Below are 20,174 nucleotides of genomic sequence, written 5' to 3'. Positions count from 1 at the left end.
TTCGAGACCTTTGCATAAATAGGGATGATTGGAAAAAGCCAATGATTATTCCTATTTATGCAAAGGTCTCTATTCGTCATTCTTTAAATTTCTACAATATTCATACCCACAGAATTTGCCAATTCAACAAAATTTGGAAATGAGGTCTTGACATTATCCACACCGTTAATTTCAATGACATGCTCACATCTAAGTGATGCTACAGCAAAAGACATTGAAATACGATGGTCGTGGTGTGATTCAATAATACCATTTGGTTTTTGAAAGAGTCCACCTTGAATTTTAATACCATCTTCTAATACTTCATTTTCAATACCAAGAATACCCAAACCATCTGCCATTACTTGAATGCGGTCACTCTCTTTCACTCGTAATTCTTTTGCACCCGTTAAAACCGTCTCGCCCTGTGCACAGCTTGCTGCAATAAATATCGCTGGAAATTCATCAATAGCAAGTGGCACTAATTCTACTGGAATATAAATACCTTTTAACTGTGACGACTGAATGCGAATATCAGCCAACAATTCACCGCCAATTTCTCGTTTATTTGATAAACTAAGGTTAGCACCCATTAACTGCAAAATATCAATCACACCGATGCGTGTTGGGTTGATATTAACACCCTCTAGTGTTAGATCTGCTTGTGGTGCGATAGCAGCTGCCACCATAAAAAATGTAGCTGATGATATATCACTGGGTACTTGGATTTTCATAGCAGTTAACTCTCCACCACCACTTAGACATATTTTATTACCCTCCACCTTTACAGAGTACCCCAAGCCTTTAAGCATTCGTTCAGTATGGTCACGCGTGGTTTCTGGCTCACTCACACAAGTCTCCCCCTGTGCGTATAAACCCGCCAACAATACGCAAGATTTTACCTGTGCTGATGCGACTGGCAAATCGTAATCAATGCCTTTAAGTAACTGAGCGCCTTTAATCTTTAATGGAGGCTTGCCGTCATTACTCTCAATCACTGCACCCATATCTGTTAATGGGTCAATCACTCTACCCATCGGGCGTTTGGATAAGGATTCATCGCCTACCAACTCAGAGTCAAAATTTTGAGCCGCTAAAATACCTGACATCAGCCGCATAGAAGTACCAGAATTGCCTAAATCAAGCGCAGAATCAGGCTGTTTAAGTCCATATAGTCCAACACCATGAATCGTTACCTTGTCGCCGTCTCGTTCAATCTTGACACCCATTTTTTGAAAAGCCTCCAGCGTGGCTAAGGCATCTTCTCCTTGCAGGAAACCACTGACTTCTGTAATACCATTTGCCAGTGAGCCAAGCATAATGCTACGATGTGAGATAGACTTGTCCCCTGGTACTTTGAGCTTGCCTAATAATTTCTTGGCAGGTTGCGTGATAAATTTACTCATTTAACCAATCATCCCTTGCAGTTTTAGCATTAATGAATAATTGCTCTATTTCTTTTGCTTTGCCCTCTTCAATCAAACTTGAGAGCTTGTCTAAACTTTGCTGAAAGCCTGCAATATGCTTAACAATTTCATCAGGGTTGTTGATACAAATATCACGCCACATTGTCGCATTACTTGAAGCAATACGAGAAAAATCTTTAAAACCACCTGCGGCATAATCAAGCGCATTTGAACCACTTTCAATCACATAATCCATCAATGAGAATGCCAACATATGTGGTAAGTGCGAGGTCATTGCTAATAAATCATCATGTGTTTTGTCATTCATAATTTCCACCCTTGCACCCAGTGCTTGCCAGCATTCACTCACACGCTCAATCGCTTGTGTATCGGCATTATCCGTTGGCGTGAGAATAACGCGTTTATTGCTAAACAAACTACCATCGGCAGCTGTCACACCATTTTGCTCTTTACCAGCAATTGGGTGTGCTGGAATAAACTTAGCTGGCATAGTGCCAAATACTTCTTTGGCAGTCGCAATCACACTACCTTTGGTACTGCCAACATCACAGATAATAACATTATCATTAATGTGTGGCTTAATAAGTTCAAGAATATTTTTAAAACTGTTTACTGGTGTAGCAATTAGCACCAATTCTACCCCAGATAATGCCTGTACAATATCTAGGCTATATGTATCAATCACACCCAAGGCTTGTGCTTGTTGCAAATTAGCCTCATTTCTACCAAAACCAACAATACTAACTTGCTGAGATTTATGTAAACTCTTTTTCAAGCCTAGTGCAAACGAGCCACCAATCAATCCAACACCGATGATACAAATCTTATTCATAAGACAGATTTTAACGCAACAAGGAATTTTTCATTCTCGTTTTTTGCACCAACAGAAACTCTTAAATAGCCCTTCATTTCCACAGGACGCACAATAAAACCTTTCTCTAATAAAGCTTGATAAATCACACTTGGATCACCCACTTTCACAGCAATAAAGTTTGCTGATGATGGAATATAAGACAAACCCAATACCTTAAATCCATTGGCAAGTTGTATTAACCCTTGTCTATTAGATGAAATAGATTCTTGTAAAAAATCTTCATCTGCCAAAGCAGCAATTGCTGCACTTTGTGCAATGTGATTCACATTAAAAGGCTGGCGAATGCGATTTAAATAATCAGCAATCTTGCTACTTGAAAGGGAATACCCCACCCGTAAAGCTGCCAAGCCATACGCCTTAGAAAAAGTACGCGTAATCACCAAATTATCAAACGCTTGCAACCAGCCAACAGTAACATCATTAACATCTAAATACTCAACATACGCTTGGTCTAATACCACAATGACCGAACTTGGCACTTTTGACAAAAACGCATAAACGCCAGCGTCTTCCAATAATGTACCCGTCGGATTATTAGGATTAGCAATAAAAATCAGCTTGGTATTATTGGTAATTGCCAAGAGCATTGCATCCAAATCATGACCAAAGTCATTTGCAGGTGTGATGACTGCTTTAGCACCCAATGCTTTAGTAACCAAAGGGTAAACCACAAAAGCATATTGCGAAAAAATCACCTCATCACTCGCATGACACAGACTTACTCTAGCCAATAACTCCAAAATATCGTTAGAACCATTACCCAATGTAATGTGCTCGCTAGATATCGACAAATACTTAGCTATTGATTGCTTGAGTTCAAAACCATTGCCATCAGGATAACGCCCTACTTCAGCGATGGCTCGCTCAATCGCCATGCGCACTTTATTACTAACAGGCAAGGGATTTTCATTACTGGCGAGTTTCACAACTTCATCCAAGCCCAACTCGCGTTGTAGCTCGCTAATAGGTTTGCCTCCCTGATACGCCTTCAGGGAAAGTATAGACTCACAAATATGCACGCTATTTTTTTTCATAACTTTTCAATATAATACTCTTGGTCCAAACCTTTCTTTTCTGTGTTAATTATATTAACAAGAGCTAGCAATTGCCTCTCTTTTATTTTATTTTTATCAAAATTGGCTTTTTGATTATCATATCTCTCTCTGCTTCCATTGTTTTTAATTGTATTTTCAATGCCTTTAGGAATAAAAAATTTCGCTTTACTGAATAAATGTTTTTTATATTCATTTAAATAAATTCCAATACCTGAAATATCAAAATCACCAAAATGAATATAATCATTTGGAACTGATTTCATCCACTTAATAAAATCTTTGTTTTGATTTTGAGGATAGCGAGATATAAAAAGTGGGCTTATGTCTTTAAACAAATATTTTTGCTCCTCAATATGTCTAAAATTTCTTGAATTTTCGACACCAACAATAGTAATATCTTTACTTATTTTAAAGGTATCAAAATCATAAAAAAAAATAAAACTTCCTTCTACTGGGTTGATGACTAGTTTTTGACTGTTTAATTCCGCTTTAATGGGGTTATAACTATTTACTAAAAAACCCTTAAAAGCCCTTTCTTTTGATTTTTTTGAGTCTCTTGCAATTTTTACGAATTCAGAACGACTTGCATTTTTGTTTTCTAATGCATAAATATAGCTCTCTAAATCATTAATTTGCAATTGATTTGAAAGATAAATATTTAACGCCTCTTTATCTCTAAGTTGTATAGATTTATGATGTTTGCCTTTTTGACATAAAATATTTTCAGAAATCAATTCGTTAATTAACGCACTCTTAGCGGAGCTAAAAGTTACAGTATATCCACTCAATAATTTAATTAAAACTTTTCCTATTTTAAGAGTTAGTCGCATCAATTGAAAACCTTGGTATTTACTTTTACTAAACGTTTAATTCTTGTTATATACTTTTTATTATCTGTTTTTGATTGTTCCTTAAATAATTTGTAAGTATAGCGATAATCTATAGCATTTTGACTTGTTGGTGAGCCGTTAATAAGGAGTATGTTCCTATCGTTTGCAAATCTTAAAATTCCTTTTATATTGTTTGGGTGTAAACGACCAATTTCATCCATCATGCAATGCAATTTAAAATCTTTGAATTTCTTAGAAGCATTATCTTTAAACACATTTAAAAGTAAAATATTAATCATTGCTTTCACCAGGACATCAGTGCCCTCACTTCCAACATTAGATAATTTTTCTACCCAGCCAGAGTCATTATCATTTTCAACAATTCTAAATTGTAAATCAAATGATTCTGAAAGTGTAAGAACTGAATTTTTATACTTCTCTAATTCTTTAACCAATTGTTTTAATAGTTCAACCGCCTTATGATTTTTATTTCCTGTCTCTGATGATGTGAAAAGATTATCCTCACCCAATATCAAACTATTTTCATCGTTAAACTCTTTAATTTTAATTAACAGTTTTACAACTGGATTTGAACTTTTTTGAGTTCTCATTTCCATCTCTTTAATGGCTTCTACAAAGTTTTTGCTTATGAAGTCATTATTAATTTTTTTGATTATTTTTTCAATTTCAGCTTCTTTAGAAATAAGATCGGTTGTTTCATTTCCAATTTGCTGAATAATATGTGAAAATCGTTCGTTTACTCTTTTTTCGAATTGATTGATTTTGTCTTCTTCAATAAATTCTTTAAGGTCAATGGCAAAATTTATAAAATCAGAATCCTCGTTTAATTTAACTTTAAATCTGAAAATATTCTGTTCATTAAAATTATTAATAAAAGAATTAACAGATTGTCGTAAATCGCTAAACTTGTCAATACTCTTATAATGCCTATCATTTAGTTCTTCAATAATTAAAATAGCAGTTTTAGAACAATTGTTTTCATTAATTTTATTTAAAAAGTCATTCTGGATAGATGAAAAAGTATCAGATGTTTTAAATTGATTAAATGTTTCTACATCTTTATTAAATTCATCAATTTTAGTTTGTATTGCTTGAACAATATCATATTGTTGATTGTATTTTTTATCAAATTTTTCTTGCTCTATTCTTTGTTCTTTTTTTAGGGTATTTTGCTTTTTCCTGTTTGTAGCTTTATCAGCTCTCAATTCGGGTACTTTATCAAAAAGCTCTCTTTTATCTTTTTCGTAATCAAAAACTGTCCGCTCATTACTCTTTATAAAAGATAAATCTTCAATAATTTCAGTTAAACAATCTTCAATAATTTCTAATCTTTCTGTATCTACTCCTTTATTATTTAACTCCAAATCTTGCTGATTTTTCAATTCTTTTATACGCTTATCTGCATCAACTTTATTTTCAGTTGTTGAGGTGCTAATAGTCTTGATGGCTTCATCTTTTGCAAGCTCAACATTATTTATTTCTACCGCCCTTTCTTTCTCTTTTTTGCTTATTTCACGATCACCCCCCTTTATAATGTTTTCTAAATTCTCTTTAGCTTTGGATTTTTGAATTGAAAGACCCTCCAAATCTTCTTCAATTTTACTTAAAACAGCTGCTTTTTCAGATGTTGACTTTAATATCCACTCATCTAATTTGATTTTATTATTTTTTAAATGTTGTTCACTTTGAGATACGACATATTCATTTGTAGAAATAACTTCTTTTAGAGTATTTAGTTTTTTTCTAAATTTTACATTTAGATTTTCCAAACTGCTCTCTTTAGAATCATTAATTAGTGCGATTGACTTCTGAACTTCAGTTACTTTAGCTTTTAACAGTTCAATTTCTTGGTTATATTCTTTAACAGTTTTAATGCGGTTATCTAAGGCATTTAAATTTATTTCTAAACCGAAAATTAAAGCTGTATTGTTATCTATAAGTTTTGGACTTAATTCGGTATTAAACAATACATACTTTTCATCAATTACTTTTCCTATTGTACCTTCCCAATTAGGAACATTGTCATTTAACCAACCATAAAGAGAAGACTTGCTTTGTCTAATTTTTGTTTCAATATCCTCTATCTCAGTTGAATGCTTTTTTTGATGTACTTGCTCATTTTCAACTTTTGATTCAGCATTATGTACAATTTCTTTTTCTTTAAATTCCCATTCTTTGACTAAAATTTTTTTTGCGTTATTTGAATTGAGAATCAAGGTATTTGATTTTTGTATTTTACTATTGAGTTGCGTTTTTTCATCTTCACAACCCCTTATCTCAGCTTCGTAAAATGTTTTATGTTTCAATTCAGCCTTATCTCTTTTAAAGCTATTTTCTTTGTCAATAAAGAAATCAACTTCATTATTTGCCTTTTCTTCTAGTTCTTGATTTGCCTTCTTAATTTCTTGTATTAACTTATTGTAGCTTTCAAAAATCTCAGATTTCCTGTCTCCAAATTCACTTTCATAACGATTGATTTCTGCATTTCTCTCATTAGCGAATTCTTTCTCTTGGTTCTTAGTTTGTGTTATTAGAGCCTTATATTTTTGGCTAATTTCAGCAAACTGCGAAGTGAGAAGATTTTTCTCATCTATTTTGGCTGATTTTTTACTTGTCAAGCCTTCTTTTTTAGCAACTTTTTCAATTAATAGTTTTATGTTTTGACTCTCAAATTCAGTTTGCTTGTTTTCTGCTTCCGTCAGTTTCTTGTTAATATAATCTATCTTGGAAATAAGCTTTTGCTCTCTTTTTAAATGGATTCCCTTTAGGTTTTCTTTCTTTTGAAATAACTCTTCTAACTTGCTGTTTTCAGTAGAGTGATTTGTAGATAATTGAGACTTCTCTCTTTCTATATAATTTATTCTGCTGGATAAATTAATAGCCAACCCTTTCTTTTCTCTTTTTAAGAAATTCAGTATTCTATAATTATCAATAATTTTATCTGCTTGATTTCTTACAACTATTTCACCTTTTTTGTTTTTCTTAAACCAAATTCTAATATCCTTTATTTGTGTTTCAAAATCCCTAAGATGGTTCTTTGAATAATTAGACACATCTATTGTAAACTCATCTTCACTAATAGAATTTATAATAGTATCTTTTATAAACTTAGCCTCTAAATTTGAATTTAACAATACATTTTGAATTGTTCTTGGTATATTTTGGTATTGTTTACTTTCAATCAAAGCGTATTTACGAAATTCAGATTTTAGCCCTTTATTATCACCATAAATAATCTTTCTATATTCTTCGTAGCTTGATATTATTTTTGTGTAGTAAATAGCTTTACCTAAGGCGTCACGAGTCTTTTCCCAATTTTCGAAAGCCCTGTTATTTTCATCAATAAAGAATTTTTTTTGGTATTCAGAATTAAAAAATCTGAAAGCAACCTTTCCATTTACCTTATAAGCCAAAACACAAAATGGAATATTATCTTTCACGATTTCATAAATGATATATGAGTTTTGATATTCAAAATAATATTCATCAAAACGTTTTTTCTCTCTTGAAATACCTAATTTAGATTTATTCGCATTATAAAAAAATAATATCGCTCTAAGTAATGTACTTTTTCCTACACCTTGCGTTCCAATTAGATGCACATTTCCATCTAATCCAATCTCTGCGTATTTTACAGATGCACTATTTATAAAGACTATTTTATTCAGGTATCTCATTTGCAATTATCTCAGGTATATTAATAGTGTTTACAAGGTCTTTTAAATAGTTAAAAGAAGTAAGCACTTTGTATGTTTCAGATATTTCATTTTCTAATGTTATATAGTTGTCTTTTTCCAGTTTTTCAATTAGTTTTTTTATTTGATCTAAATAACTTTTTTTATCAGCACTTATTTTTTTAAAGTTATCTAATTTGGTTTTTAAATCCGCATTGTTTTTGAGTTGATTGACTATTTCAGAAGGAGTAAACCTAAAGCCAACATCAAAAGAAGAGTCAAAAGTTTTAAAAAAATCTAAAGTGTCAATCCAGCCAAATGCTTTTTCAATTTTTCTTTCTAAATCAGCATTTTTTTCGTTACGACTAAAATAGAAAAACTCATCTCCTTGCTCTAAAATATAGTCAATTTGATAAAAATAATCGTATAAATCTTCAAAATTATCTTCATCTTCCAGAATTTTGTAAAGCGTTTGTGTATCATCATCTGGACTATTAGAACATATAAATTGCCCTCTACGCAATACCTTAAATATGTCGGATGTATATTTTGTCATAAAAATTCTATTTTGGATAAATTAAGGTGTATTCAATGTCATTATCAATTTGAAATTCATTTTCAATATTCAATTCTGATTCGTATTGGGAGGCTACTTGACAGTATATGGTTACCCGTTCGTTAAAATCAACTTCTTTTAAGAAATCATAGCGAACAATAAAATTGAATAAATTGTCGCTTGTTGCTATAAAATGATTCTTGACTTCCTCTAAATTTATCATTGTCTCTTCTTCAACGCTGTTTTCTAAAAGTTCATTAGAAATACTTTCAGCTAATAATGGCTTAAAGTTTATTCGATCTAAATTTTTTTTTGCTATTTTTTTAATACTCGAAAAAGCATTCTCATTTTCACATAAAAAATCTATTGATAAATTTAAAGGTTCGGCTACACGAACTTCAAAAATTACTTGATTTTTTTTGGTAAGAATTTGTTTAATATCCGTTTCGCCTTCAATTAGAAAATGATCTTTTAAATATTTTAATCTTCGTAGTTTTTCTAAAAACTTTCCTTGATGTTTTATTTGATTTAGATAATCAATTATTTGCTTCTCTATTTCAATTAAATTATGTGAGCATTCACTTAAACTGTATTTTAAGTCTATAATAACTTGGTTTAATTCTTCATCTGTTGCTGTCTTAAAAAAAGTTAACTCTCCATCATTGATTAATAATAAAGTTTGTTTGATTAAATCGGTAATAATGGTTCTTTTCTCATCAAGGTTTTTTAATTTCAGATGTTTGTTTTTGTAATTTGATTCATTCTTAAAGGTGTTTTCTATATTTCGTCTTAAATCAACTACACTTCTAAATGTAATAACTCCCATTTTTCTGAAAGTCTTTTTTATAAATTTAAGGTAACTGTATTTCCTATTTTCATTATTCTCATTGAAATAGTAATTTATATTTTCATTAATACTTTTGATATTTTCATTAATGTATGAAAGGTTAATTTCTTCATTAACATCAAGTACTTGTTCAAAGAATTCAATAAATTGATCGTCAATTTCAAGAAGCCCGCCATTCTCTCTAATAACAGCCCTTTGTAAAAGAAAATTAATTCTATCCTCATCATCATCAACTAATTCTAAAGCGTAACTCAACTTGTAATTAAGAGATTTTCTTTTTACAAACATCTGAGAAATTAATTTTTCTTCCCTCTTAAGAGCTGACACTAATTCTTTAATGTCATTAAAAGTGTTCATAATTTATAGTTTAAAGTCATCAACACTACATATTGCAAAATTACAGGACTGTGACAGGATAAGAACCTAAGATATCTACCTTGAGCACTTTTTTGGCAATCTTCACCAAGGCACTGTGCACATGCGCCTCTTGCTGATGACCATCAATATCGATTAGGAACAGGTATTCCCACTTTATACCTGGCATTGGATGGCGTGCAAGTTGCAGTATATTTATATTTTGATCCTTAAAAGGTGACAACAAATCAAACAACGCCCCTGCTTCGTGTTTGGCAACGACCAATAAAGAAGTTTTATCTTTACCTGAAGGCGCAACCTCTTCTTTGCCAAGCACCAAGAAGCGTGTGACATTGCCAGTTTTGTCTTCAATGTTTTTGGCAACACGCTCCAAAGCATACAAACCAAGTGCTACTTCTGATGCAATCGCTGCAGCATTTGGCTCGTCTTTAACAAGTCGAGCTGCCAGAGCATTTGACGCTACAGACTTAAGTTGTGCTTTTGGATAATGATTTTTTAACCAGCGCTGGCATTGTTCAAGTGCTTGCTGATGTGCGTAAATTACCTCAATATCCTTAGATTGGTCTGCCATCATTAATTGGTGATGGATTAAAACTTCAACCTCGCCACAAATCTTTAAATCTTGAGAATAAAGCATATCAACCGTCGCCCCAATCACGCCATTAGACGAATTTTCAATTGGCACAACGCCATAATTTGCATTGCCTTTTTCCACTTCATGGAAAACCTCATCAACACTACCACAATCTAGCGTCGATACCGCGTGCCCGAAATGCTTGAGTGCAGCTTCTTGCGTAAAAGTACCTTCAGGACCAAGATAAGCAACATTGATACCTTGCTCAAGCGCAAGACAAGCGGACATAATCTCACGAAAGATATGCGCCATATCTTTGTCCTTAACTAAGTTATCATTGCGCTCAATAATCGTACGCAACACTTGCGCTTCACGCTCTGGACGGTAAAAACTACTACTGTATTTTGCAGTCTTTTTAACTTCTGCAACTGCTGACGCCAGTTCGGCTCTACTACCAATTAACGACTGAATCTTCTTGTCCAGTGCATCAATTTCAACTCTTAGTTTTTCTAATTCTTTAGCCATTTTATCGCTTACAAAGCCCTTACCATTAAGATACCCTCAACCTGTTTTAAATGATTAACCACTGCATCAGAAACCCCGCCTTCTATGTCAACCAAAGTATAGGCAACTTCGTCTCTTGATTTGTTTAACATATCAATAATATTCGCACCCTCATCAGCAAGTATGGTTGAGATTTGACCCACCATATTCGGAATATTTTTATGCGCAATTGCCAAACGAGATCCCCTTGTTCTCGGCATTTTCACCTCTGGAAAATTCACCGAATTTAAGATATTGCCATTTTCAAGATAATCTTTTATCTGGTTTGCCACCATAATCGCACAGTTATCTTCTGCCTCAGCCGTTGATGCCCCTAAATGTGGTAAAGCAATCACTCTATCGTGGTCTTTCTTACCATCAATTGGAAAATCCGTCACATAATATTTCACCTTGCCTGCTTCAAGTGCGCTAATTAATGCATCTTCATCAATAATACCATCTCGTGCAAAATTCAAAATCGTTGCGCCCTCTGGCAACAAAGCAATGCGGGCTTCATTTAACAAATTCTTAGTGCCCTCCACTAATGGCACATGAAAAGACACAAAATCACTTTGTGAAAACAGATCATCAACACTCTGCGCCTGTTCAACATCGGCTGAGAGCATCCAAGCACTCTTAATAGTGATACTCGGGTCAAAACCAATCACTTTCATACCTAGCATACTCGCTGCATTGGCAATCTGCACACCAATGGCACCCAAACCAACAATACCCAGCGTCTTACCTGGTAACTCTGAGCCTGAATAATTTTTCTTACCGTCTTCCACCGCAGTTTTTAGATTGTTAAGTGGCAAGCTATTAACATATGCCCATGCCTGACAAATATTACGACTGGCAAGTAACATTGAGGATATCACCAATTCTTTTACTGCATTTGCATTTGCACCTGGTGCATTGAATACCACCACACCCTTATCGCTCATCTTATCTAGTGGAATATTATTCACACCAGCACCAGCACGACCAATAGCCTTTAGATTGTCTCCAATTTCTAGCTCATGCATCTTAGCACTACGCACTAAAATTGCATCAGGGTTTGTCATTTCAGAGGCAACTTCATAATCCTCTCTTGGCAGTTTTTGTAAACCAACGCTTGAGATGTTGTTTAATGTTTGTATCTTGTTCATTATCCGTTTTCTTTCTCAAAGTCTTGCATAAATGCAACCAACTGGTCGATGCCTTCTTGTGGCATAGCATTATAGATGCTCGCTCGCATGCCACCCACAGAGCGGTGCCCTTTCAAGGTAATCAAACCATTGTTGGCTGCTTTTTCTAAGAATAAAGGATTTAAATCTTCATTCGCTAACAAAAAGGGTGCATTCATCCAAGAACGGTATCTCTTTGTCACAGGATTTGAGTAAAAATCAGACCCGTCAATCGCCTTGTAAAGTGTCTTTGCCTTACGCTCGTTAATCTTTGCCATTGCAGACAAACCACCTTGCTCCTTTAACCACTCAAATACACGACTTGCCACATACCAAGGGTAGGTTGATGGTGTGTTGTACATTGAATCATTATTCGCTTGCGTTGCATAATCAAATAAAATCGGTTGATTTTGCACCACATTACCTATCAAGTCTTCACGCACAATTATAATGCTCAAGCCAGCAATGCCGATATTCTTCTGTGCGCCTGCATAAATTACACCGTATTTTGAGACATCAATCTCACGCGATAAAATACTAGATGACATATCTGCGACCAATGGCATACCCACTTCTGGTGTGTAATCAAACTCCAAACCTGCAATCGTTTCATTCGGCGTATAGTGCAAATAAGCGCCGTCTTCATCAATATTCCAACGCTCAAAATCAGCAATATCAGTATACTTATTATCCGAACTATCCGTGCAAATATTCACACTACAATAACGCTGAGCCTCAGCAATCGCCTTCTTTGACCAATGCCCAGTATGGGTGTAATTCGCTTTAGTTTTACCACGCAATAAATTAATCGGCACCATAGAAAATTGACTAGATGCCCCGCCTTGCATAAACAAAACTTTATAGTGATCAGGAATGTTCATTAAATCACGCAAATCTTGTTCAGATTTTTGTGCCAATGCCATAAAATCTGCACCACGATGAGATATTTCCATGACCGATGCTTTGGCACTGCCATACTCTAAAAGCTCGGCTTGCATTAGTTGTAACACCTGCTTTGGCAACATTGCAGGACCTGCACTAAAATTATAAACTTGACTCATTTAAACCCGCCCCTTGATTGATTAAAAATTAAAAGCATAATTTTATCAGAACTCAGCTATTTTAATATCTATAATATAATCCAGTTTTATTATGGAAGTGGGTGTGAATCCCACACTGTCCTCGCAACGGTATTTGTTTGTAAACATCAGTCCGATACATAATTCAACTTTTTCTTAACTCACGAAGGATGAATATCATGCAAAAAATCTTACTCATAATAACGCTTATCGCCAGTCTAAATACCAATGCAGCTTTAGGCCCTATTCCCATTTACCTTAACACCGAATACCGTACCGATAGCCCAGTGATCGGCTCTATTGCATCAACCCTTAGTTTTAGTGCTGATGATATTAAAGCAACAGGTGCCAACACCTTCTTAGATTTCTTGGCAACTGTGCCAAGTGTTGGTTTGTACAACCCATACGGCAATGTAGCTGCACTCTTTATGCGTGGTGGTGATTCAGACCACACTTTAGTTTTGGTTGATGGCGTTAGTGTCAATAGTATTGATTCATTAAATGGTGCAGTAGAATACGGGTTGACAAGTATTGCACTTAACGATATTGAAAAAATAGAAATAATCAAGAACTCAGGTTCTGTCCTATATGGATCGTCTGCTATTTCAGGCGTGATTAATATTACTACAAAAAAAGGCGCAGATGGCGCAAGTGCCACACTAGGTATTAAATTTGGTACACACAATTCCAAAACTTACACGCTATCAGCCAATAACGGTGGCAAAGATGGCTTTGTTAGATTCACCCACAACAAATACACAACCGATGGCATCAATGCTCAAACTGGGGATACAACTGGTGAAAAAGACAGTATCAACAATCAAACCACACAAATTAAAGCTGGCAATAAGCACTTTGATATTGGTTATTTAGAAAGTAGAAATAAAACTCAATATGATGGCTTTAGTGGTACAGATGCTGGCGAATTAAGCGATATAAAATTAAACAAAATAGCCATCAATGCAAACAAAAAATTTAGCAACACTTGGAAGTCCACATTCTCCCTAACACAAACTAAGAGCAAAAGAGACAGTGGCGCGAGTGCTACCACCATAGGTGATAAATACAAAAAAACCACGATAACTGCACTTAACGATATAAAAATTGATGATGCTTTGCTCAATATCGGATTATCACAAGTTAAAAGCGAGAACACAACGAATAAATTAAAACACAGCAGTAAAGATTTATTTATAAATTGGCAAAAAAACATCAGTGACTTAGATATCAATGCAGGACTTCGCTACATCAAACACAATAAGTTTGGCAGCCATACTGTTTATAACATGGGATTTGGTAAAGAATTAGGCAACGGTATTAGACTGACGAGTAATTACAACACAGCCTTTCAGGCACCAACACTCAAGGAAGTCACATCTGGCAATCAAATAAATGATTTAAAACCAGAAACCTCAAAAAATATCAATATAGAATTAAGCAAAAACCATGTTTGGGGCGAGGTGAGTCTATCGTTATTTAAAACAAAAGAAAAAGATGGGATTGGCTATACAGGTGGGTGGCCGAATTCTATTTACATAAACGAGGATCAATATAGCGCTAAAGGCGTTGATCTGTCATTAAATGCTAATATTTCTGGATATAACCTTAGCTTTAATCATGTTTATTCTAAAAGTAGTGTTAATAATAGCAACACACAGCCTATAAGAAGGCCAAAAAATATCACCAACCTAACAATTGCTAAACAATATGCTAAATTTAACGCAAGAGCACAAGTAATTACAAGATCATCTAGTTTGGATAGTGGTGTTGCATTAGATGGCTACACTTTAATTAACTTATCAAATAGTTATAACATTAACAATAGCGCTAAAGTGTTATTAAATATTAAAAATGCGACTGATAAAAATTACACCATAGCTAATGGCTACAACCAACCCAGCCGAACCGTTGAAATAGGGCTAGATTATCAATTCTAAACGCACCATCCTCATGGAGTAGTAGCAAGGACAGCACCTACGCAGTACTGCATTTGGATTTTGAATCTAAGGTACCCCTGCAGATCTAAGTCTAATTGCTATTAAATGAGACCTTTGCATAAATAGGAACAATCATCAGAAACCCACTTTTCACCCACTTGGCGATTTTTTAAACCCAGCCTTAGCCCTGCTAGGACAAGGTTTAAAGAAATCACCAATTGGGCAAAAATTGGATTTTGCTAATCATTCCTATTTATACAAAGGTCTCTAAATATTTGTGAATTGATTGCCTGCTTAATTCTGTTAAATGAAAGATTTGATTCACACCTAGCAACTGGAATATCCCACAATATGTTTATCTTCACGGTGTATCTGATATAGACAGGATATTAGGATTTACCACAGGGTTAACGGTGGTGGATACAGTGGTTATATTGTTGATACGTTTGGGTCGAAGTGCAAGATTCAGAGTGTTCCTCGCTTGATGTAGCCTTCTGGTTTGGTTAGGTAGTTAATATCCATAAAAAATCCCCAGTAAATTAAAAACTTACTGGGGGTTTTTTTCGTCAAAAAATAAGTTGACACAGTGTTATAACAAGTCAATAGGAATAGTAATCCTCCCAAAAAATTAACACCCAATAAAAGTAGAATTTTCTTACAATAAAAACATAAGGAGATTCAAATGAAGGCAACATGTAAATCAGATTTACAAATCATGCAAATACTTAGTCAACCCTTTAAAACAACACAACTAATTGATTTATAATAATAAAACTAACAATATCCCCAGACAAATCAACCAACTTTTGCTAAAATACCTCTTATTTCTTGGTCGTTTTGCTTAAAAAAATATTAACTAAATCCAGCCCAATATCCACCCAATCAAATCTTTTTCATTCAAAGCTCTTTTCTCAATTAGATGCCAATACTATTAACTAGAGAGTCTTTGACGATGCCTTTAAGCAACATTACTCTCAAGACAATGGCAGAACACCCTCAAAACCGATTAGGACTGATAAGGGAAAGCCTCACTCCAATTTCTAACGCTGGCTCTGCCCCATTTTCCCTGTATTTATTGGGTTACTAGACAAACTATTTTTTAAGTGCAAAGCCCTGCGTTGAAAGCCAAGCTCTAGATTTAGTCTTGTGCTTGATAATTGCATTTAAAGTGACATCAATGCTTTTGAAATCTTTGGCAACTGCCTTTCTAATACAAATCGCAAGAATGAACAATGCAATGCTACATGTACAGATTGCTTCTATGGCTTAATTAAAGCCATTTAAGTCATTAATAACAAAAATAAGCACCTATTCAACACCGCGATTTTTTTTGCTGTGGCTTAACACGGTGAAAGAAAATCCGCACTTAAAGACTTATTAAGCACCAACACAACTCAAAGGCTTAGGTTGCTAAGACCTCTATTAATCTATGTTGTAATGCTATCAACTTAATATCATAATCAAACTCTAGTTGATTTTGAGCGTCGTACTTTTTCCCGCACATCAAAATAAGCCCAATACCATTGGTAAGCTAGATTTTCACAGTCTTTATAGCTTTTTATTTTACAGCCTAAAATAACCCTGTACTTATGGCGTAAAAATCAAGAGCACCCAGCCCCATCCTCGGGATGACTGTGTCAAAGGGTAAGCGTGCAAATAAAAAAAGTGTTACTATCTGCTTAATCCTTAACGCAACGAACACTATAACCGGCTACACGACGAGAAAGACGGAATTGCGCGTTATTAGGCTCAATATGCAAAGCATAAGGATAGGTATCGCTTCCATTAGATCCCTCAGTCGCAGTCCACAAAAAGGCTTCTTTGCCAGCTCCCTTAATGTTGTTACCAGCAGCTGGTATCCGAAGGAAGCTCTTGAGAGCCGTTTCAAGATTCGTAACTTTATTAACTGCTCCAGCCGTCTCTACCTCTAACTCTGCCTTAGTTGGTAGACCAAAGCCCATTGGGCAAGTTCCATTATTATTAGCACTGGCATAATTTAAATAACTTCCATAACCTCCTACATTCGCCGCTCCAATATTTCTGTCAAGCCATATTTTTTTTGTATTAGGTGAGACAACCTGTTCATAAGTTAGTCCTTTAAACGATATTGCTGGACGGGAAGGAGGAATAGGAGGAATTTTTATCGTTTCTATAATAATATTAGGAGCTCTCAAAACAAGAGAAGCTATGATATTTTTAGCATCTTCTTTAGACACACCACTTACAAACCGATAATGTGTCCCTGTTTTAACAGCATTAACAGCATTTCTTATAGAGATTTTATTTGCTGCTACTCCCTCATATTTTTCCTTGATTTCTATGATTCTAGTAGAAATTGAACCCACTTTATCACCAATACCACCAGTCAAAAGTAAATAAAATCGAGAAGAATCAGCAGCAGGATCAGCAAAAACAGTAACGCCCTGTGCTTGAATACAACGAACGCTAAAACCGTAAGAACGATCTAGGTTGCCTGAATCCACGGCACTGTTGATGCTCAAATAACTAGCTTTCGAACCATCAGCAGACCGACTCCATAAGAATACGCTCGTGCCAATATCGTGAACCTTCCCATTCTTTGCTGGATCGGCGGGGTAAATTGCACGATCACGATAGCCAGCAGCTGGCAACTTGAGGGGGCTAGAAAGTGCTGCGTCAGCGCTAGTAATACCAGCATCAATAATATCTTCCTTTAACTCTGCCTTAGTTGGCACACTAAAGCCCGCTGGGCAAATGTCATTGACTCCGCCGTCTGCCCAAGCAACTGTTCTGAGTGCGCCATCGTTGTCTACATTGCCCACTACCCAATCATCATCAGGCTGAGCGTCAGCGAGAATAAACGCACCATTATTTGCTGGATCGAGGCTAGTTGCTATTGTTTTTGTTGTTGTGCTAGATTTTTCGTGCCCATCCTTTGCGCGTCCCCATTGGTATAAATCTCCATAAGCATCACTGTCGTTAAGTGAAGTAGCTACTTGTGTTGCGCCGAGATTTCTATCAAGCCACACTTTGCCTGTCTTAGATGAGGTGATCATTTTATAAGTTAACCCATTAAATACTATTGGGGTGCGTGTTTTAATACAACGAACGCTAAATTTGAAACCAGAAGTGATGCTGGTAGAGAATTCCCTATTGCTGGAGGCGATGGTCAAATAACGACCCTCTCCGCTAACAGTAGTCTTAGTCCACAAGAAGACGACATCGCCAGCCAAGTTGTCAGATGTCTGGCCACCGCCCGCAGCTGGCAACTTAAGGAAGCTAGAAAGGGCTGTTGTAGGAGTACTAATCGGAGTAGGGACGATGGTCTCTGCCGCCAACTCTCCCTCAGTTGGTACGCCAAAGCCTGCTGGGCAGATGTCGTTATTGCCACTAATGTCACTAAATGGGTAATGATCTCCATAAGCAGCGCTGTCATCCTTTTTAGTAGCTACTTGTATTGCGCCGAGATTTCTATCAAGCCATACTCTGCCTGTGTCAGGTGAGGTGACCAGTTTGTAAGTTAGTCCTTTAAACGATATTCCTCCTTCTCCCCTTTCAATCATTATTTTATTACTACGCTCTACCCAAGCAAGTGCGCCTAAGTCCATTTTGCGACTGTCTTTAAAGGCTTTGCTGGCAATGGCAAAATTGGTGAATTTTTGTTTGTTGCCCAGTGGTAGTTTGACAGTGAGTTTGCCGTAGCTTTTGGCATCCATAGTGTTGTTGTTTTCTTGACCTAGCTCAAAACTTACCGAAGGTGTGATCTCAATATCCACACCCAGAATATTACCCTTAATGTCTGGACCTGTTTTAGTGTCCCAGTAATAATAAGTGCCTTTGATTTTTGCCCAAGGTAAGTAAGGGGCTTGACCGCTAAGCTTGACATCATAACCTGACCTACCCCTCTCTTTTATACTGTTGACTAATTTTTCGTCTGAAAATACATGGTATTTATTGATATTGGCACTAAAGTTAGCACGCTGGTATTCCAAACCAAGGCTTAAGCGTTTGTGCTTGGACTTGGACTCATAGTCGGTAAACACATTAATACCTGCGATGGCCATGTCGTTTTCTACCAATAGACGATGACCAACGCCTAAGTTAACTGTAGTGCGGCGACTATCAATACTTTTGCCAGAAGCGATGCTAGCTTGAATGAAAGTTAATGCTTTGCTGTTGGCATCAAGCTCAGATATCGGCTGAATGGTTCTGAGGCTGTAATTTAGTTTTTTTGAGCTCAGTCCACCAATACTTACCTCGCTACGACCTGCACCAAATGCGTTTAAAAATGTATTGGCTTTGTTGTTCACAAAACCTTCGGTTTTGTTAATGGCTTGGTTTTTAATGTCTGTGGCAACCTTCTTGCCCAGTTGGTTGGTATTGCCTGAGTTGGTAGAACCTAGGGCGGCGCGAGTTGTGCCTGCGACTTCTTTGAGTAAAGTGGTGGCTTGGTTGTCTTTCTTGGTGGTGTTGCTCTGCTTGTGTGTGTAAGGCTTACTNTGGCATCCATAGTGTTGTTGTTTTCTTGACCTAGCTCAAAACTTACCGAAGGTGTGATCTCAATATCCACACCCAGAATATTACCCTTAATGTCTGGACCTGCTTTAGTGTCCCAGTAATAATAAGTGCCTTTGATTTTTGCCCAAGGTAAGTAAGGGGCTTGACCGCTAAGCTTGACATCATAACCTGACCTACCCCTCTCTTTTACACTGTTGACTAATTTTTCGTCTGAAAATACATGGTATTTATTGATATTGGCACTAAAGTTAGCACGCTGGTATTCCAAACCAAGGCTTAAGCGTTTGTGCTTGGACTTGGACTCATAGTCGGTAAACACATTAATACCTGCGATGGCCATGTCGTTTTCTACCAATAGACGATGACCAACGCCTAAGTTAACTGTAGTGCGGCGACTATCAATACTTTTGCCAGAAGCGATGCCAGCTTGAATGAAAGTTAATGCTTTGCTGTTGGCATCAAGCTCAGATATCGGCTGAATGGTTCTGAGGCTGTAATTTAGTTTTTTTGAGCTCAGTCCACCAATACTTACCTCGCTACGACCTGCACCAAATGCGTTTAAAAATGTATTGGCTTTGTTGTTCACAAAACCTTCGGTTTTGTTAATGGCTTGGTTTTTAATGTCTGTGGCAACCTTCTTGCCCAGTTGGTTGGTATTGCCTGAGTTGGTAGAACCTAGGGCGGCGCGAGTTGTGCCTGCGACTTCTTTGAGTAAAGTGGTGGCTTGGTTGTCTTTCTTG

Annotated in this window: 13 protein-coding genes; 1 reads left to right on the top strand and 12 read right to left on the bottom strand. The window is 35.9% G+C overall.

The window, feature by feature from the left end:
* Positions 1-83 precede the first annotated feature (83 nt).
* From aroA to serC, 10 genes are read right to left on the bottom strand one after another with little or no spacing between them, the layout of a single operon-like run.
* Positions 84-1,385, bottom strand: a complete 1,302-nt coding sequence (gene aroA / locus BHECKSOX2_RS05025) for a 3-phosphoshikimate 1-carboxyvinyltransferase (protein WP_139682711.1) — start codon at positions 1,383-1,385, stop codon at positions 84-86.
* Complete coding sequence (locus tag BHECKSOX2_RS05020; RefSeq protein ID WP_139682710.1) at positions 1,378-2,238, bottom strand: prephenate dehydrogenase; 861 nt, start codon at positions 2,236-2,238, stop codon at positions 1,378-1,380. The genes aroA and BHECKSOX2_RS05020 overlap by 8 nt, the downstream gene beginning before the upstream one ends.
* Positions 2,235-3,314 (bottom strand): histidinol-phosphate transaminase, encoded by a 1,080-nt coding sequence (gene hisC, locus BHECKSOX2_RS05015; protein ID WP_180323668.1) that lies wholly within the window; start codon positions 3,312-3,314, stop codon positions 2,235-2,237. The genes BHECKSOX2_RS05020 and hisC overlap by 4 nt, the downstream gene beginning before the upstream one ends.
* Positions 3,311-4,165 carry a DUF7281 domain-containing protein gene (locus BHECKSOX2_RS05010; protein ID WP_139682753.1) on the bottom strand — a complete coding sequence of 285 codons (855 nt, stop codon included), beginning with the start codon at positions 4,163-4,165 and terminating at the stop codon, positions 3,311-3,313. The genes hisC and BHECKSOX2_RS05010 overlap by 4 nt, the downstream gene beginning before the upstream one ends.
* Positions 4,165-7,863 (bottom strand): ATP-binding protein, encoded by a 3,699-nt coding sequence (locus BHECKSOX2_RS05005; protein WP_139682709.1) that lies wholly within the window; start codon positions 7,861-7,863, stop codon positions 4,165-4,167. The genes BHECKSOX2_RS05010 and BHECKSOX2_RS05005 overlap by 1 nt, the downstream gene beginning before the upstream one ends.
* Complete coding sequence (locus BHECKSOX2_RS05000) at positions 7,847-8,416, bottom strand: condensin complex protein MksE (protein WP_139682708.1); 570 nt, start codon at positions 8,414-8,416, stop codon at positions 7,847-7,849. The genes BHECKSOX2_RS05005 and BHECKSOX2_RS05000 overlap by 17 nt, the downstream gene beginning before the upstream one ends.
* 7 nt (positions 8,417-8,423) lie before the next feature.
* Complete coding sequence (locus tag BHECKSOX2_RS04995; protein ID WP_139682707.1) at positions 8,424-9,620, bottom strand: hypothetical protein; 1,197 nt, start codon at positions 9,618-9,620, stop codon at positions 8,424-8,426.
* 40 nt (positions 9,621-9,660) lie between these two features.
* Entirely contained in the window at positions 9,661-10,737 is a 1,077-nt protein-coding gene (gene pheA, locus BHECKSOX2_RS04990; RefSeq protein ID WP_139682706.1) for a prephenate dehydratase, read from the bottom strand.
* Between the two features lie 8 nt (positions 10,738-10,745).
* Positions 10,746-11,903 carry a phosphoglycerate dehydrogenase gene (locus BHECKSOX2_RS04985; protein ID WP_139682705.1) on the bottom strand — a complete coding sequence of 386 codons (1,158 nt, stop codon included), beginning with the start codon at positions 11,901-11,903 and terminating at the stop codon, positions 10,746-10,748.
* Positions 11,903-12,982, bottom strand: coding sequence for a 3-phosphoserine/phosphohydroxythreonine transaminase (gene serC / locus BHECKSOX2_RS04980; protein WP_139682704.1), 1,080 nt, complete (start codon positions 12,980-12,982; stop codon positions 11,903-11,905). Before serC ends, BHECKSOX2_RS04985 begins: the two co-directional genes overlap by 1 nt.
* Positions 12,983-13,179: 197 nt before the next feature.
* Between serC and BHECKSOX2_RS04975 the strand changes: the two genes are divergently transcribed.
* Entirely contained in the window at positions 13,180-14,937 is a 1,758-nt protein-coding gene (locus BHECKSOX2_RS04975) for a TonB-dependent receptor plug domain-containing protein (RefSeq protein WP_180323667.1), read from the top strand.
* Between the two features lie 1,679 nt (positions 14,938-16,616).
* Here the strand turns inward: BHECKSOX2_RS04975 and BHECKSOX2_RS10475 are convergent.
* A complete protein-coding gene (locus BHECKSOX2_RS10475) occupies positions 16,617-19,286 on the bottom strand; it encodes an inverse autotransporter beta domain-containing protein (protein ID WP_342589271.1) in 2,670 nt (889 codons plus the stop codon).
* Between the two features lie 29 nt (positions 19,287-19,315).
* Entirely contained in the window at positions 19,316-20,041 is a 726-nt protein-coding gene (locus tag BHECKSOX2_RS04965; protein WP_425356607.1) for an inverse autotransporter beta domain-containing protein, read from the bottom strand.
* Positions 20,042-20,174 lie beyond the last annotated feature (133 nt).

Origin of the sequence: thiotrophic endosymbiont of Bathymodiolus puteoserpentis (Logatchev) (assembly GCF_900127505.1) — a bacterium.
Taxonomy (GTDB): Bacteria; Pseudomonadota; Gammaproteobacteria; order PS1; family Pseudothioglobaceae; genus Thiodubiliella.
This window is presented reverse-complemented; position numbering and strand designations above follow the sequence as displayed.

What these genes read in the sequence shown, in the direction of transcription:
- aroA (WP_139682711.1), bottom strand. Translation starts at nt 1,385, where the DNA reads ATGAGTAAATTTATCACGCAACCTGCCAAGAAATTATTAGGCAAGCTC.
- BHECKSOX2_RS05020 (WP_139682710.1), bottom strand. Translation starts at nt 2,238, where the DNA reads ATGAATAAGATTTGTATCATCGGTGTTGGATTGATTGGTGGCTCGTTT.
- hisC (WP_180323668.1), bottom strand. Translation starts at nt 3,314, where the DNA reads ATGAAAAAAAATAGCGTGCATATTTGTGAGTCTATACTTTCCCTGAAG.
- BHECKSOX2_RS05010 (WP_139682753.1), bottom strand. Translation starts at nt 4,165, where the DNA reads ATGCGACTAACTCTTAAAATAGGAAAAGTTTTAATTAAATTATTGAGT.
- BHECKSOX2_RS05005 (WP_139682709.1), bottom strand. Translation starts at nt 7,863, where the DNA reads ATGAGATACCTGAATAAAATAGTCTTTATAAATAGTGCATCTGTAAAA.
- BHECKSOX2_RS05000 (WP_139682708.1), bottom strand. Translation starts at nt 8,416, where the DNA reads ATGACAAAATATACATCCGACATATTTAAGGTATTGCGTAGAGGGCAA.
- BHECKSOX2_RS04995 (WP_139682707.1), bottom strand. Translation starts at nt 9,620, where the DNA reads ATGAACACTTTTAATGACATTAAAGAATTAGTGTCAGCTCTTAAGAGG.
- pheA (WP_139682706.1), bottom strand. Translation starts at nt 10,737, where the DNA reads ATGGCTAAAGAATTAGAAAAACTAAGAGTTGAAATTGATGCACTGGAC.
- BHECKSOX2_RS04985 (WP_139682705.1), bottom strand. Translation starts at nt 11,903, where the DNA reads ATGAACAAGATACAAACATTAAACAACATCTCAAGCGTTGGTTTACAA.
- serC (WP_139682704.1), bottom strand. Translation starts at nt 12,982, where the DNA reads ATGAGTCAAGTTTATAATTTTAGTGCAGGTCCTGCAATGTTGCCAAAG.
- BHECKSOX2_RS04975 (WP_180323667.1), top strand. Translation starts at nt 13,180, where the DNA reads ATGCAAAAAATCTTACTCATAATAACGCTTATCGCCAGTCTAAATACC.